The sequence below is a fragment of the Streptomyces sp. NPDC047880 genome (assembly GCF_040706515.1).
GTDB lineage: Bacteria > Actinomycetota > Actinomycetes > Streptomycetales > Streptomycetaceae > Streptomyces.
The window spans coordinates 528,946-544,149 of sequence record NZ_JBEZOK010000001.1 but is presented as its reverse complement, the minus strand read 5'-3'; the positions used below and the strand labels follow the sequence as shown (position 1 = coordinate 544,149).

13 protein-coding genes are annotated in these 15,204 nt (G+C 71.3%); 6 read left to right on the top strand and 7 right to left on the bottom strand.

Going from position 1 to position 15,204, the window contains the following annotated elements:
• The first annotated feature begins 150 nt into the window (after positions 1-150).
• Positions 151-351 (top strand): MerR family transcriptional regulator, encoded by a 201-nt coding sequence (locus AB0937_RS02665; RefSeq protein WP_234847426.1) that lies wholly within the window; start codon positions 151-153, stop codon positions 349-351.
• A 64-nt stretch (positions 352-415) separates the two neighbouring features.
• Here the strand turns inward: AB0937_RS02665 and AB0937_RS02660 are convergent, their stop codons facing one another.
• Together AB0937_RS02660 and AB0937_RS02655 are read right to left on the bottom strand one after the other, a co-directional pair.
• A complete protein-coding gene (locus AB0937_RS02660; RefSeq protein ID WP_366709116.1) occupies positions 416-1,459 on the bottom strand; it encodes a zinc-dependent alcohol dehydrogenase family protein in 1,044 nt (347 codons plus the stop codon).
• A 132-nt stretch (positions 1,460-1,591) separates the two neighbouring features.
• Positions 1,592-3,835, bottom strand: coding sequence for an MMPL family transporter (locus AB0937_RS02655; RefSeq protein ID WP_366709115.1), 2,244 nt, complete (start codon positions 3,833-3,835; stop codon positions 1,592-1,594).
• Between the two features lie 161 nt (positions 3,836-3,996).
• On the opposite strand from AB0937_RS02655, the gene AB0937_RS02650 reads away from it, so the two are divergent.
• From AB0937_RS02650 to AB0937_RS02640, 3 genes are all read left to right on the top strand, one after another.
• Positions 3,997-4,674, top strand: a complete 678-nt coding sequence (locus AB0937_RS02650) for a TetR/AcrR family transcriptional regulator (protein WP_366709114.1) — start codon at positions 3,997-3,999, stop codon at positions 4,672-4,674.
• A 69-nt stretch (positions 4,675-4,743) separates the two neighbouring features.
• Positions 4,744-4,983, top strand: a complete 240-nt coding sequence (locus AB0937_RS02645; protein ID WP_366709113.1) for a heavy-metal-associated domain-containing protein — start codon at positions 4,744-4,746, stop codon at positions 4,981-4,983.
• Between the two features lie 138 nt (positions 4,984-5,121).
• A complete protein-coding gene (locus AB0937_RS02640; RefSeq protein WP_366709112.1) occupies positions 5,122-7,368 on the top strand; it encodes a heavy metal translocating P-type ATPase in 2,247 nt (748 codons plus the stop codon).
• 720 nt (positions 7,369-8,088) lie between these two features.
• Here AB0937_RS02640 and AB0937_RS02635 read toward each other — a convergent pair.
• Both AB0937_RS02635 and AB0937_RS02630 read right to left on the bottom strand, forming a co-directional pair.
• Positions 8,089-9,378, bottom strand: a complete 1,290-nt coding sequence (locus tag AB0937_RS02635; protein WP_104779851.1) for a citrate synthase — start codon at positions 9,376-9,378, stop codon at positions 8,089-8,091.
• Between the two features lie 179 nt (positions 9,379-9,557).
• A complete protein-coding gene (locus AB0937_RS02630) occupies positions 9,558-11,837 on the bottom strand; it encodes an ATP-dependent RecD-like DNA helicase (protein ID WP_366709111.1) in 2,280 nt (759 codons plus the stop codon).
• A 520-nt stretch (positions 11,838-12,357) separates the two neighbouring features.
• Between AB0937_RS02630 and AB0937_RS02625 the strand changes: the two genes are divergently transcribed.
• Both AB0937_RS02625 and AB0937_RS02620 read left to right on the top strand, forming a co-directional pair.
• Entirely contained in the window at positions 12,358-12,528 is a 171-nt protein-coding gene (locus tag AB0937_RS02625) for a hypothetical protein (protein WP_159038809.1), read from the top strand.
• Between the two features lie 73 nt (positions 12,529-12,601).
• Positions 12,602-13,132: a GNAT family N-acetyltransferase gene (locus AB0937_RS02620; protein ID WP_366709110.1), complete on the top strand. Its 531-nt coding sequence runs from the start codon at positions 12,602-12,604 to the stop codon at positions 13,130-13,132.
• On the opposite strand, the gene AB0937_RS02615 is transcribed toward AB0937_RS02620, so the two are convergent.
• The 3 genes from AB0937_RS02615 to AB0937_RS02605 all read right to left on the bottom strand — a co-directional run bounded on the left by AB0937_RS02615 (position 13,086) and on the right by AB0937_RS02605 (position 15,135).
• Positions 13,086-13,598 carry a hypothetical protein gene (locus AB0937_RS02615; protein ID WP_366709109.1) on the bottom strand — a complete coding sequence of 171 codons (513 nt, stop codon included), beginning with the start codon at positions 13,596-13,598 and terminating at the stop codon, positions 13,086-13,088. The two genes, AB0937_RS02620 and AB0937_RS02615, sit on opposite strands and share 47 nt — an antisense overlap.
• 248 nt (positions 13,599-13,846) lie before the next feature.
• Positions 13,847-14,236 (bottom strand): D-ribose pyranase, encoded by a 390-nt coding sequence (gene rbsD, locus AB0937_RS02610; protein ID WP_366709108.1) that lies wholly within the window; start codon positions 14,234-14,236, stop codon positions 13,847-13,849.
• Positions 14,233-15,135 (bottom strand): ribokinase, encoded by a 903-nt coding sequence (locus AB0937_RS02605; protein ID WP_366709107.1) that lies wholly within the window; start codon positions 15,133-15,135, stop codon positions 14,233-14,235. Before AB0937_RS02605 ends, rbsD begins: the two co-directional genes overlap by 4 nt.
• Positions 15,136-15,204 lie beyond the last annotated feature (69 nt).

Here is a 15,204-nt window from a genome sequence, read left to right as displayed (position 1 = left end):
TCTTCCGTCACACCCGGCCCACAGGGCCTGCCCCGTCTCACCGTGGCGTCGTTGACCGGACACAGGCTTGTTGATCGCCAGCGCAGCGCCCGGCTCCCCCGGACGGCCGTCCACGGCCGCCGCCGTGGTGCGCGCGGGGAGGTGCACGTCATGACCGACCGGAGACTCTGGTCCTACAAGGAGATCGCAGCGCACATCCGGGTGCAGCCGGACACCGTACGGTCCTACCGCAAACACGGGCTGCTGCCCCCGCCCGACCACGTCGAGGGCGGCAAGCCCTACTGGTACGCCGACACGGTCCGGGCCTGGGTCGCCTCCCGGCCGGGCAACCGCGGCCGGAGAGCCGACTGACCACCTCGCCCGGCCCCGCCCCCGTGCCCCGCCCTCGCGTGGGGCACGGTCGTCCACCGGTGCGTCAGCTCCACGGTTCGATGACCGTGGCTCCCGCTCCCGGTGCCGTGCCCATCGCCGACAGCGCGGCCGGGGCCTCGTCCAGCGCGATCGTCGACGTCACCAGCAGATCGGGGCGCAGCACACCGCCGCGGACCAGCTCCAGCATCGGCGGGTAGCTGTGCGCGGCCATGCCGTGGCTGCCGAGCAGTTCGAGCTCGAGGGCGATCGCGCGCGCCATCGGCACGGGTGTGGTGCCGTCCGGCGAGGGCAGCAGGCCGACCTGGACGTGCCGGCCGCGGCGGCGCAGGCCGTTCACCGAAGAGGCGCAGGTGACGGGTGAGCCCAGGGCGTCGAGGGAGAGGTGGGCGCCGCCGCCGGTGACGTCCCGGACGGCCGCCGCGGTGTCGGGTACGGACGTGGCGTCCAGGCAGTGCGCCGCCCCGAACGTGCGCGCCAGGTCCAGAGCCGCGGCCGACACGTCGACGGCCACGACCCGCGCGCCCGACGCCGCCGCGATCATCACCGCCGAGAGGCCGACCCCGCCGCACCCGTGGACCGCCACCCACTCCCCCGCCGCGACCCGGCCCTGCTGCACCACCGACCGGTACGCGGTGGCGAACCGGCAGCCGAGCGAGGCCGCCGTCGCGAAGGACAGTTCCCCGGGGAGTGCCACGAGGTTGACGTCGGCGTGGTCCAGCGCGACGTACTGGGCGAAGGACCCCCAGTGAGTGAAGCCGGGCTGGGTCTGGCGCTCGCACACCTGGTGGGCTCCCGCCGCGCAGGACGGGCACGTGCCGCAGGCGCAGATGAACGGCACGGTGACCCGGTCGCCGGGCCGCCATCGGGTCACCCGGGCGCCCGTCGCCTCGACGACGCCGGCGAGTTCGTGCCCGGGTACGTGCGGCAGTGTGATGTCCGGGTCGTGGCCCTGCCAGCCGTGCCAGTCGCTGCGGCACAGCCCCGTGGCCTCCACCCGTACGACGACTCCGTGCTCCGCGGGCTCGGGATCCGCCACGTCCCGCACCTCGGCCGGCTCCCCGTACCGCTCGAACACCACGGCCCGCATGACCTACCGCCTTCCGTTCGTACCCGGGACCCGGGGCCGGCCGCTGTGCACGCGCGGCCCGGTCCGTCCCGCCTCGGGGGCACGCTAGCCCCTGGCACGGACCGGTGTCGGCGAGCCCCGGGCGGCGGGGCGTCAGCTCCGGGAGCCGACCTTGTCCCTGGCCGGTTCCCCGCCCTTCGCCGGTCCCCTGTCCGGCGCCGGTCCCCCGTCCCTCGCCGGTCCCGGATCTGCCTCGCTCAGGCCGAAGCGTGCGTGGAAGCGGCGCAGCGGGCCCGGGGCCCACCAGGTGGCGCGGCCCGTGAGGCGCATGACCGCGGGGACCAGGAGGCTGCGGACGATCATCGCGTCCATCAGGACCGCCAGGGCGATGCCCAGCCCGAGCATCTTGGTGTTGGTCACCCGGGAGGTGCCGATCGCGACCATGACCACGGCCAGGATGACCGCCGCCGCGGTGATCAGCCCGCCCGTGCGCTGCAGGCCGTGCCGCACGGACGCGTCGTGGTCGCCGGTGTGGTCGTACTCCTCCTTGATGCGGGACAGCAGGAACACCCCGTAGTCCATGGACAGGCCGAACGCCACGCAGAACATCAGGACCGGCAGGGTCGTCTCGATGGAGCCCGGGCTGGTGAAACCGAGCAGGCCGGACAGGTGGCCGTCCTGGAAGACCCAGACGACCGCGCCGAACATGGCCGTGAGGCTGAGCGCGTTCAGCACGACCGCCTGGATCGGTATCAGCACGCTGCCCGTGAGGAGGAAGACCAGGAGCAGGGTGACGATCGTGATGAAGACGGCCGCGAGGGGCAGGCGCTCCCCGATGGCGTCCTTGGAGTCGACCAGTACGGCCGCCGTGCCGGTCACCTCGGTGCGGAAGGGGGCGTCCACGTCGCGCAGTTCGCCGACGAGACGCTGCGCCGGATCGCCGACCGCCTCGCCCTTCGGCAGCACCGTGAAGTACGCGGAGTCGCCCTTCACCAGCGGGCCGTCCACCCGCAGCACATCGGGAAGCCGGGCGATCCGCTCCCTGTAGGCGCCGTACTGAGCCTCGGTCGCACGGCCCTCGGCCAGCACTTCGAGGCCGCCGCCGGGGCTTCCCGGGAAGCCCTCCCGGATGTGCTGCTGCACGACGTGGGACTCGGAGGCCGAGGGCAGCTGACGGTCGTCGGCGGTGCCGAACTTCACGCCCAGGAAAGGCAGTCCGAGCAGGACCAGGACGGCTGTCGTGCCCAGTGCGAAGACCGGGGCGCGGCGCATGACGAACGTCGCCGTACGCGCCCAGGCGCCGCCCTCCTCCCCGGTCGGCTCCGGCCGGTGGCCCCGCCGGAACACACGGCGCAGGTCCCAGGAGTTGACCCGGTGCCCGAGCAGCGTCAGTGCGGCCGGGAGCAGGATCAGGGCGGCCGCCGCGGCCAGCAGGACGACCGCGATCCCGGCGTAGGCGAAGGAGCGCAGGAAGTACTGCGGGAAGACCAGCATCGCGGCCAGGGACACCGCGACGGTGAGGGCGGAGAACAGCACGGTGCGGCCCGCTGTGCGCAGGGTGGTGCGGATCGCCGTCACGGGTTCGGCGCCCGTCGACAGTTCCTCGCGGAAGCGGCGGACGATGAACAAGGCGTAGTCGATGGCGAGGCCGAGGCCGAGGGCCGTGGTGAGGTTGATCGCGAACACGGACACGTCGGTGAATTCGGTGAGGGCGCGCAGGATCGCGTTGGTCCCGAGGATGGCGACGATGCCGATGCCGAGCGGCAGCAGGGCCGCGACGGCGCTGCCGAAGACCATCACCAGCAGGACGAGCGTGATCGGCAGGGCGATGAGCTCGGCCCGGGTCAGGTCCTCCTGGATGATCGTCTGCATCTCGTGCCGTACGGCGACGGGGCCGCCGACCGTGACCTCCGCCGGGCCGTGTGCGCCGCGGTAGTGGGGCGCGATGCGCTCCAGGGTCTCGCCGGCGGTCTTCTCGTCGCCGGTGATGCGCGCGGCGATCAGCGCCTCGTGGCCGTCCTGCGAGCGCAGGGCCTCGGCGCGGGTCTGCCAGTAGGAGCCGATGCCGGTGACGCCCCGCTCGCCCGCCAGCCGCTCGGTGAGCCGCTCGGCCTCGGCGGCGACCGCCGGGTCGTCGACCGAGGCGCCACCCGCGTCGACGAGGAGGAGCAGATTGGGCTGGGAGCCGGGGAACTCGCGCTCCAGGGCCTTGGTCGCGTGGGTGGACTCGGCGGCCGGGTCCTCCCAGCCACCGGCGCCGAGCCGGTCGGCCACGCCGCTGCCGGCCAGCACCGCGAGCGCGGTGAGCACCAGCGCCACCAGCAGCGACAGTCTGGGCCGGGCGGTGACGAAACGGGTCCAGCCCCGGACGCGCGGTGGTGTGTTGACTGCGGTCATCGTGCGGTGTCCCCTTCACCGAGACCCGTGTCCAGGCGCAGCCTGACAGCATGGAACTGCCAAGAAACCGGCAAACACGAGAGATCGCTCGTATTTCTGGATCCAGAATGCGAGTGACCGCTCGCGTTTGTCAATCACGTGATCAGACCTGGGGATAACGCGTGCCCGAGAAGCCCGAGAAAGCCGGTACCGAGACGACGGCGGCGGCCACCGAAGACCGGCCGCGCCGCCGCCAGGCCCGCGGCGAGCGCCGCATCACCCAGCTGCTCGAGGCCGCCGCCGCGGTCTTCTCCACGACCGGCTACACGGCCGCCAGCACCAACGCCATCGCCCGCGAGGCAGGCGTCTCCCCGGGCACGCTGTACCAGTTCTTCCCGAACAAGGAAGCGATCGCGATCGAGCTGGGCAGCCGGCTCATGCACGAGATGCGGCAGTCGTACGACGAGGTGCTGACCCCGATCGACCCCGCAGCGACCCCGCTGGAGGAGGTGATCGCCGGGGCCGTCGACCGGTTCATCGAGTTCAACGGCCGCCACCCGGCGTTCTTCGCGCTGATGCACGGCCCCGACATCCCGGGCCGCATCGCCGAGGAGCACGACGCACTGCACACCACCCTGGTCGCCCGGGTCGAGGCACTCCTCGCCCCGTTCGTGCCCGACGCGTCCGCCCCAGCCGTCACGCGCACCGCCCGGATGTGCGTCGGCATCTACAAGGCCGGCCTGGAGCTGGTCCTGGCCCACGAGGGCGCCGAGCGGGAGGCCTACGTACAGGAGCTGAAGGACGCCCTCCTGCGGTATCTGCGACCGCTCGCGGGGGCGTCGTGCGCCGATACCCCCTAGGGGTACAGTGGACGGTGCGGGTCACCAGCGGACCCCACAGCCCCACCTGCCTCTGCGAGGAGTAACGACATGACCGCCCAGACCGACACCACGGGCCCCGTCACCACCGTCTTCAAGGTGAGCGGCATGAGCTGCGGACACTGCGAGGGCGCGGTGTCCGGCGAGATCTCCCGGATCCCCGGCGTGAGCTCGGTGACGGCCGTCGCCAAGTCCGGCGAGGTCACCGTCGTCTCCGCGACCCCGATCGACGACGAGGCCGTGCGCTCCGCCGTCGACGAGGCCGGCTTCGAACTGGCCGGCCGGGCCTGAGCCACCAGAGTCCGGCGGCCGGCGAGGTCTGAGACGCGCCGACCCTGGCACTCGTACCCGTGTACGGGCCGTACGCCGCCGCCGCGGCCCGTACGGCCCGTCGCGCTTCCCGGGCGCGCGCATCACTGGAGTGAGGACATGACCAGCACCACCGCCCCGGCACCGGCCGGCCGTGAGCCGGCCCTCGCCGAGGTCGAGCTGCTCATCGGCGGGATGACCTGCGCCTCCTGCGCGGCCCGCGTCGAGAAGAAGCTCAACCGCATGGCCGGCGTGACGGCCACGGTGAACTACGCGACGGAGAAGGCCCGGATCGCCTACCCGGAGGGCACCGAGGTCGCCGACCTGATCGCCACCGTGGTGAAGACCGGGTACACCGCCGAGGAGCCGGCGCCCCCGCGGGAGGAGACCACCGGGACCACCGAGGCCGACGAGGACCCCGAGCTCTTCGCCCTCCGGCGGCGCCTCACCGTCTCCGCCGCCCTCGCCCTGCCCGTGATCCTGCTGGCGATGGTCCCGGCCCTGCAGTTCGACAACTGGCAGTGGCTCTCGCTCACCCTCGCCGCACCGGTCGTCGTCTGGGGCGGACTCCCCTTCCACCGGGCCGCCTGGACGAACGCCCGGCACGGCGCGGCCACCATGGACACCCTGGTCTCCCTGGGCACCCTGGCCGCGTTCGGCTGGTCCCTGTGGGCGCTGTTCCTCGGTGACGCGGGCATGCCGGGCATGCGGCACCCGTTCGAGTTCGCCGTCTCACGCGGGGACGGCGCCTCCGCCATCTACCTGGAGGTCGCCTCGGGCGTCACCGCCTTCATTCTGCTGGGCCGCTGGCTGGAGGCCCGTTCCAAGCGCCGCGCCGGAGCCGCGCTCAGGGCGCTGATGGAACTGGGCGCCAAGGACGTCGCCGTACTGCGGGACGGGCGCGAAGTGCGGATCCCGGCGCAGCGGCTGGCCGTCGGCGACCGGTTCGTCGTGCGGCCCGGGGAGAAGATCGCCACCGACGGCACGGTCGTCGAGGGAACCTCCGCGGTGGACGCCTCGATGCTGACCGGCGAGTCGGTGCCGGTGGACGTGACGGCCGGGGACACGGTCACCGGCGCCACGGTCAACGCGGGTGGCCGGCTGGTCGTCGAGGCCACCCGGGTCGGCGCCGACACGCAGCTCGCGCGGATGGCGCGGCTGGTGGAGGACGCGCAGAACGGCAAGGCCGAGGTACAGCGGCTCGCCGACCGGGTCGCGGGGATCTTCGTGCCGGTGGTCCTGCTGATCGCCGTCGCGACGGCCGGGGTCTGGCTCGGGCTGACCGGGGACGGTGTCGCCGCGTTCACGGCGGGCGTCGCGGTCCTGATCATCGCCTGCCCGTGCGCCCTGGGTCTGGCGACGCCGACCGCGCTGATGGTCGGCACCGGCCGCGGCGCCCAGCTCGGCATCCTGATCAAGGGCCCGGAGGTCCTGGAGTCCACGCGCCGGGTCGACACCGTCGTCCTGGACAAGACCGGCACGGTCACCACCGGCCGGATGACCCTCCAGCAGGTCCACGTCGCCGACGGCGCCGACGAGAAGGAGGTGCTGCGGCTCGCGGGCGCCGTCGAGCACGCCTCGGAGCACCCCGTCGCCCGTGCGATCGCGAGGGGCGCCGAGGAGAGTTCGGGCCCGCTGCCGGACGTCGAGGGGTTCGAGAACGTCGCCGGGCGGGGCGTACGCGGGCGTGTGGAGGGCCGTGAGGTCGCCGTGGGGCGGCTCTTCGACGGCATACCGCCCGAGCTGGCCCGCGCGCGGGACGAGGCCGAGAAGGCCGGGCGCACGGCCGTCCTGACCGGCTGGGACGGGACGGCACGGGCCGTGCTGGCCGTGGCGGACGCGGTCAAGGAGACCAGCGCCGAGGCCGTGCGGGAGCTGCGCGCGCTGGGGCTCACTCCGGTGCTGCTGACCGGGGACAACCGGGCGGTGGCCGAGGCGGTGGCGGCCTCCGTGGGGATCGAGCAGGTGGTGGCCGAGGTCCTGCCCGAGGACAAGGTCGCCGCGGTACGGCGGCTGCAGGCCGAGGGGCGGGTCGTCGCCATGGTGGGCGACGGCGTCAACGACGCGGCCGCGCTCGCCGCCGCCGATCTGGGGCTGGCCATGGGCACCGGCACGGACGCGGCGATCGAGGCGGGTGATCTGACACTAGTCCGCGGCGATCTGCGGGTGGCCGCGGACGCGATCCGGCTGTCCCGCCGGACGCTGGCCACGATCAAGGGCAATCTGGTGTGGGCCTTCGGCTACAACGTGGCCGCGCTGCCGCTCGCCGCCGCGGGCCTGCTGAACCCGATGATCGCCGGGGCCGCGATGGCGTTCTCGTCGGTCTTCGTCGTGACGAACAGTCTGCGGCTGCGGACATTTCGGTGAAGTCGCCCGAATTCCCCCTAAGTTCACGGCGAACGTGATTTGAGCCCCTCTGGAGTCCCGGGCCCGGCTCACATAAGCTCTTCACAAGGCTCGCGCATCATCCTTACGCTTGGGTCTCGGACGGGATATCCGGGCTCTTGCGCATCTAACGGACATATGCAAGAGACGCAGATCACAGTGATGTGAACGTAACCATCTGAGGGGTTCGACGGTCTAAGTTGACGATGTCGGGGAGCGTCTTGGGGGGCGCCACCTGGCATCTGGAGATGTCTTGGGGGACTTCTCCAGTTGGAGGTACCTCCCTGCTCGAACAGAGTTGAGAGCTTGGGGGAGCGTTGCCGGGGCACGTACACCGGGAAGCTTTGAGCGGCCCTCCCGGGCGTGCGCTGTCCCGGCAGATCGCACCTCACAGAAGTACGGCGAGTTCTGCTCGTTCTGCTCAACAGCGGTTCAGGCGCTGTCCTCACAGACGCCCGGCCGGATCCCGTGGGGGGAATCCGTACCGGGACTGGGAAGGCGCCCTGGTCGTCGGCCCGTGGGGGGACCGACGTCGGGGCGCCTTCTTCATTGCGTAAGAAATCCCGTGAGAGATCACACGACAGCACGCTCCGGCCCCGCCCGTGCCCTCCCCTCCCACCTCGCCCCCGCTCGCCCCGCCCACGCAAAAGCCCCCGCATCCGGCCGGCGGATACGGGGACTGACGCGCTACTGCTCCTGCGCTCAGCGCTCCTCGACGGGAACGAAGTCGCGCTCGACCACGCCCGTGTAGATCTGGCGCGGGCGACCGATGCGGGAGCCCGGCTCCTTGATCATCTCGTGCCACTGGGCGATCCAGCCCGGCAGCCGGCCGAGGGCGAACAGGACCGTGAACATCTCGGTCGGGAAGCCCATGGCCCGGTAGATCAGGCCCGTGTAGAAGTCGACGTTCGGGTAGAGGCTGCGCGAGACGAAGTAGTCGTCGGAGAGCGCGTGCTCCTCGAGCTTCAGCGCGATGTCCAGCAGCTCGTCGGACTTGCCGAGGGCGGACAGCACGTCGTGCGCGGCGGCCTTGATGATCTTGGCGCGCGGGTCGAAGTTCTTGTAGACCCGGTGGCCGAAGCCCATCAGGCGGACGCCGTCCTCCTTGTTCTTCACCTTGCGGATGAAGGTGTCGACGTCGCCGCCGGAGTCGCGGATGCCCTCCAGCATCTCCAGCACGGACTGGTTGGCGCCGCCGTGCAGCGGGCCCCAGAGCGCGTTGATGCCGGCGGAGATCGAGGCGAACATGTTCGCCTGCGAGGAGCCGACCAGGCGGACCGTGGAGGTCGAGCAGTTCTGCTCGTGGTCCGCGTGCAGGATCAGCAGCTTGTCGAGCGCGGAGACCACGGTCGGGTCCAGCTCGTACTCCTGAGCCGGGACCGAGAAGGTCATGCGCAGGAAGTTCTCGACGTAGCCGAGGTCGTTGCGCGGGTAGACGAACGGGTGACCGATCGACTTCTTGTAGGCGTACGCGGCGATCGTCGGAAGCTTGGCGAGCAGGCGGATCGTGGAGAGGTTGCGCTGGCGCTCGTCGAACGGGTTGTGGCTGTCCTGGTAGAACGTGGACAGCGCCGAGACGACCGAGGACAGCATGGCCATCGGGTGCGCGTCGCGCGGGAAGCCCTTGTAGAAGTTCTTGACGTCCTCGTGCAGCAGGGTGTGCTGCGTGATGTCGTTCTGGAACACCGAGAGCTCGTCGACGGTCGGCAGCTCGCCGTTGATCAGCAGGTAGGCGACCTCCAGGAAGGTGGAGCGCTCGGCCAGCTGCTCGATCGGGTAGCCGCGGTACCGCAGGATGCCCGCTTCGCCGTCCAGGTACGTGACGGCGGATTTGTACGCGGCCGTGTTGCCGTAACCGCTGTCCAGCGTCACCAGACCGGTCTGGGCGCGGAGCTTTCCGATGTCGAAGCCCTTGTCACCGACGGTGCTGTCGATCACCGGGTAGGTGTACTCGCCGTCGCCGTACCGCAGTACTACAGAGTTGTCGCTCACGTCTTCCCTCACCGACGTTGTGCCTCATCTTCGAGGTTGCCCTGACTGTCTCTACCATCCCCCACTTGGCTCAGGAGAGTGCACTCGGGGTCGACCATCGGGCCTATTGACGGCACTGAGTGCCGTCAACTTGCTCATCCTGCCCTCTGCGCTCCCCTTCTGGAAGTGGCTTGTGACCTTCACGACTCATTTGATCGATCATTTTTTGCTGAACCGAGGCGGAAGTCGAGTGCCGTGCACCGCCGACCCGCCGAAACGGTGCGCACCGCCTGGCCGATCGCCTTGCGCGAACCGACCAGGACGACCAGCTGCTTGGCCCGGGTGACGGCCGTGTAGAGCAGGTTGCGCTGGAGCATCATCCAGGCGCCCGTGGTGACCGGGATGACGACGGCCGGGTACTCGCTGCCCTGGGAGCGGTGGATCGTCACGGCGTAGGCATGGGCCAGTTCGTCGAGCTCGTCGAACTCGTACGGCACCTCCTCGTCCTCGTCGGTGAGCACCGTCAGGCGCTGGTCGACCGGGTCGAGCGAGGTGACCACACCGACGGTGCCGTTGAAGACACCGTTCTTGCCCTTCTCGTAATTGTTGCGAATCTGGGTGACCTTGTCGCCGACACGGAACACCCGTCCGCCGAATCTCTTCTCGGGCAGGTCGGGACGGCCCGGGGTGACGGCCTGCTGGAGCAGGCCGTTGAGGGTGCCCGCGCCGGACGGGCCGCGGTGCATCGGGGCGAGGACCTGGACGTCACGGCGCGGGTCAAGCCCGAACTTCGCCGGAATGCGCCGGGCAGCCACGTCGACGGTGAGCCGGCCGGCGGCCTCGGTGTCCTCCTCGACGAACAGGAAGAAGTCCTTCATGCCGTCCGTGACGGGGTGTTGGCCGGCGTTGATCCGGTGCGCGTTGGTCACCACGCCGGACTGCTGGGCCTGCCGGAAGACCCGGGTGAGCCGGACCGCCGGGATCGGGCCGCCGTCGGCCAGCAGATCCCGCAGCACCTCGCCCGCGCCGACACTGGGCAGCTGGTCGACATCCCCGACGAACAGCAGGTGCGCCCCCGGCGGGACGGCCTTCACCAGCTTGTTGGCGAGGAGCAGGTCGAGCATGGACGCCTCGTCGACCACCACCAGGTCGGCGTCCAGCGGGCGGTCCCGGTCGTAGGCCGCGTCGCCGCCGGGCTTGAGCTCCAGCAGGCGGTGGACCGTGGAGGCCTCGGCGCCGGTGAGCTCGGACAGGCGTTTGGCGGCCCGGCCGGTCGGGGCGGCGAGCACGACCTTGGCCTTCCTGGCGCGGGCCAGCTCCACGATCGAGCGGACCGTGAAGGACTTGCCGCAGCCCGGGCCGCCGGTGAGGACGGCGACCTTCTCGGTCAGCGCCAGCCTGACGGCGGCCTCCTGCTCGGGCGCGAGCTCGGTGCCGGTGCGCCCCTTCAGCCAGCCCAGCGCCTTGTCCCACGCCACGGTCCGGAAGCCCGGCATGCGGTCCTCGTCGGTGCGCAGGAGGCGCAGCAGCTGGGCGGAGAGGGAGAGTTCGGCGCGGTGGAAGGGGACGAGGTAGATCGCGGTGACCGGCTCCCCGCCGTCCGGGCCGGGGACCTTCTCCCGTACGACGCCGGGGTCCTCGCCGTCCTCCGGGGGCTCGGCCAGCTCCGCCAGGCATTCGATGACCAGGCCCGTGTCGACCTGGAGGAGCTTCACCGCGTCCTTGATCAGCTGCTCCTCCGGGAGGAAGCAGTGGCCCTGGTCGGTGGACTGGGACAGGGCGTACTGGAGGCCCGCCTTGACGCGCTCGGGACTGTCGTGCGGGATGCCGACGGACTGGGCGATCTTGTCTGCGGTGAGGAAGCCGATGCCCCAGACGTCGGAGGCGAGCCGGTAGGGCTGGTTCTTCACGACCGAGATGGAGGCGTCGCCGTACTTCTTGTAGATGCGGACGGCGATGGATGTGGACACCTCGACGGTCTGGAGGAAGAGCATGACCTCCTTGATGGCCTTCTGCTCCTCCCAGGCGTCGGCGATCTTCTTCGTCCGCTTGGGGCCGAGGCCGGGGACCTCGACGAGGCGCTTGGGCTCCTCTTCGATGATCGTGAGGGTGTCGACGCCGAAGTGCTGGGTGATGCGGTCGGCGAAGACCGGGCCGATGCCCTTGACCAGGCCGGAGCCGAGATAGCGGCGGATGCCCTGGACGGTGGCCGGCAGGACGGTCGTGTAGTTCTCGACGTGGAACTGTTTTCCGTACTGCGGGTGGGAGCCCCAACGGCCCTCCATGCGCAGGGATTCGCCGACCTGCGCGCCGAGCAGGGCACCGACGACCGTGAGCAGGTCACCGGCGCCTCTGCCGGTGTCGACACGGGCGACCGTGTAGCCGTTCTCCTCGTTGGCGTACGTGATGCGTTCGAGTACGCCTTCCAGCGTGGCCAGTCGCCGCTCGCCCGTCTGGGCGGCCCCCGCCTGATCGGTCATGATCCGACGGTACCGCCCGGGTACGACAGTGCGGCCGGGGGGCGGAGCGCCGGTGACGAGCACACAAGGCGACCGATCAGTATGCGCGCAGGGGTTCACCTTTCACGGTGAATTCACAAGAAGGCTCGAAGCTTTACGGTTCAAGCATCCCGGTCGTCCCTAATGTGATTTCTTACCGTGGAAGAATTCAGGAGTTCGAGAAATGGGGGTCGGACTCGATTCCGGAGCGACCGTGATGCCGATGCGTCCCCCTGGCCCGAGCGCCCCCGCGTCACGGGCACGCTTCTCGTCGGGCTGTGCGCCGCCGGCACGTTGACGCTGCTGGTGGTGGCTCCGGCGTTTTCCGGGCAGCATGCGATCGTGGCCCCGGGGACTTCCGCGCCACACGGGAACCCGCCCGGCCGTCCGGCGCCGCACCGGGCACCCCTACCGGAATTCCAGCCCCTTCCAGCCCCGGGCCGGGTTGATTTACCGCCCCGCCTGTTTCCTTCCGACCGGCCCCGAATGACGACGAGGAACGATGTCACCCCAGGCCCAGAGCGTCGCCCTGTGGATCATGTCCCTGGCCATCAACGTCACGGCGGCGTGCGCGGGGATCGTCTGGGGCTGGGAGGCCTTCGCGCAGTTCCTGCTGCCGGCCTTCGGGTCGGTGGTGGGGGCGTCGATGGTGAGCTACAGCCTGCGGCGGTGAGGGGGCCTGCGGATGTCCGGGCGGCACGAAACCCGATTGCCGCTCCGTCTCCCGCCTGACTAGCGTCCGCCCCATGTCCCCGACCCTGCACACCCGACGCCTGCTCCTGGACCCCTACACGCCGGACGACGAAGAGGGTTTCGTCGCCCTGTTCCAGGACGTCAGGGTGTCCCGGTGGATGGGTGACGGGCCCTCTTCCGAGGCGGACGACCGGGCTCTGTTCGGGAGGATCTTCAGCAAGGTCTACGCACGGGACCTGTTCGACGTGTGGGCGGTCCGGCGCGAGGGGCGACTGGTCGGGCACGCGGAGATCAAGCGCACCGACGCGGTGGACGGGCACGAGATCGTCTACGCGCTGGCTCCCGAGGCCTGGGGAAGCGGACTCGGGACCGAGCTCGCCGCGGCACTCCTGGCCTACGGCTTCGAAACGCTCGGGCTCGCCGAGGTGCACGCCACCGTCGCCGCGGAGAACGAGGCCTCGCTGCGCCTGCTCGGCCGGATCGGGTTCGCGCACGTGCGCGACGTCGAGGAGGACGACGGGGGCCTCACCCGCGTGCTCACAGCCTGCCGAAGACAACCCCCCGCCAGGTCCAGCCGGCGGTGAGCACGACGTCCCGCAGGGGGTCGCGCAGCTCCGCGCTGTCGAAGCGGTAGGTCTCCGTCGCTTCGAGCCGGCCGCTCTCCCCTCGGCCGATCGTGTAGTGGCGGGAGACGGTCCGGTCGGGCCCGCGCGTGTACTGCCCGGAGATCTTCAGCCGCGGCGGATCGCCGACCCGGGTGACCTCCCGCCCCTCCTCGATGACGCGCACCTCGTGGCTCTCCGGGACCAGGCGCATCCGGAACCGGACGGCGCGCGTCAGCTGCGACCGGACGAAGAGGTGCTGCCAGGCCGGTTCGGCCGTCCGCCACTCCGCGACCACGTCGGCGCCCTGCGCGGCACCGTCGCGGATCACGTACGGCGCGTCGGCGCGGCCCAGCCCGAGCAGGGCCGCGCGCACCTCCTGGGCCGGGCGCGGAGCGACACCGTCGGCGGGGTGGGTGGTCCCGGTGAGCTTGTCGAAGAGGCGCATGGTGTCAACCTAGGGCGGCCTTCCGGAGCCACGGCCGGGGCCCCTCAAAAAAAACCGGCGAGATTTTCTTACTTCGCCGTGCAACCCTTTCGGCCCCACCCCGGTCGTACTAGGCGTCAGGACTTCTGGAGGGGGATCCGGGGGGATCGCGGGGGACCTGACGGGAGGGGAAAGGCCGAGGGGGCCGGGTCGACGGACCGGGCCCCCTCGAAACCGTTCGGGCCAGTTCAGGGGCCCCTTCGAGACCGTCAGAAGAAGACGCCGCACCTCAGCAGGACGTTGGCGTACGGCCGTGCCTCGCCCGTGCGGACGACGAGCCGGGCACCCGCCGACAGCTCCTTGAGGCGCTCGTGCGACACCAGGTCCAGTCCGGGGAAGTGCCCCTCCAGCAGCGACGACGCCTCCGGGTTGGCGTCCCGGATCTCCCGCGCCGCCGTGGCGCCCTCGATCACCAGCTCGGCCAGCAGCCCGTCCAGCACCTCGGCGAACGCCGGCACCCCCGCCCGGAAGGCCAGATCCACCACGCGGGGTCCGTCGGGGATGGGCATGCCCGCGTCGCACACCAGCACCCCGTCGCCGTGGCCGAGTCCGGCCAGCGCACCGGCGAGGTGACGGTTGAGTATCCCGGTCTTCTTCACGGTGCGGGGACCTCCGCCGCCGTCGGGAAGGACGCCTGCGCGCCCTTCCTCGTCACGGTCGCGGCACCCACCCGGGCCGCGTACGCCGCCGCATCCGCCAGCGACTCGCCCGCGCCCAGCCGGCAGGCCAGCGCGGCGGTGAAGGAGTCGCCCGCTCCGGTCGTGTCCACCGCGTCCACCTTCACGGCGGGCACGCGCGAGACACCCTCCGACGACGCCACCAGCGCGCCCTGACCGCCCAGCGTCACCACGACCGACCTCGGGCCCTTGGCGAGCAGGATCCGCGCCCAGTCCTCGGGGCTGTCCCCGACGGCGGAGTCGCCCAGGATGACCTTCGCCTCGTGCTCGTTCACGATCAGCGGGTCGCACGCCGCCAGCACCTCCCGCGGAAGGGGGCGGGGTGGTGAGGGGTTCAGCACGAAACGGCTCCGAGGCGCCAGGTTCCGTACGGCCTCCACCACCGTCTCCAGCGGGATCTCCAGCTGCGCGGACACCACCCGGGACCCCTGGAAGAGGCACCCGGCGGACCTGACGTCCTCGGGCGTGAGGCGGCCGTTGGCGCCGGGCGAGACGACGATGCTGTTGTCACCCGAGGGGTCGACCGTGATCAGCGCGACGCCGGTCGGCGCCCCGCCCACCAGGACGCCGACCGTGTCGACGCCCGCCTCGCGCTGCGAGTCGAGCAGCAGCCGGCCGTGCGCGTCGTCGCCCACCCGGGCCAGCAGTGCCGTGCGGGCGCCGAGCCGGGCGGCGGCGACCGCCTGGTTCGCGCCCTTGCCGCCCGGGTGGACGGCCAGGTCGGAGCCGAGCACGGTCTCACCGGCCCCGGGCCGGCGCTCCACTCCGATCACCAGGTCGGCGTTGGCCGACCCCACGACCAGGAGGTCGTAGTCGTACATGAGTCGTCTCCCCACGTGAGTGACATGGGCGGGCGGTCCGCACATGCCGTGCGGCCGCCCGCCGTTCCC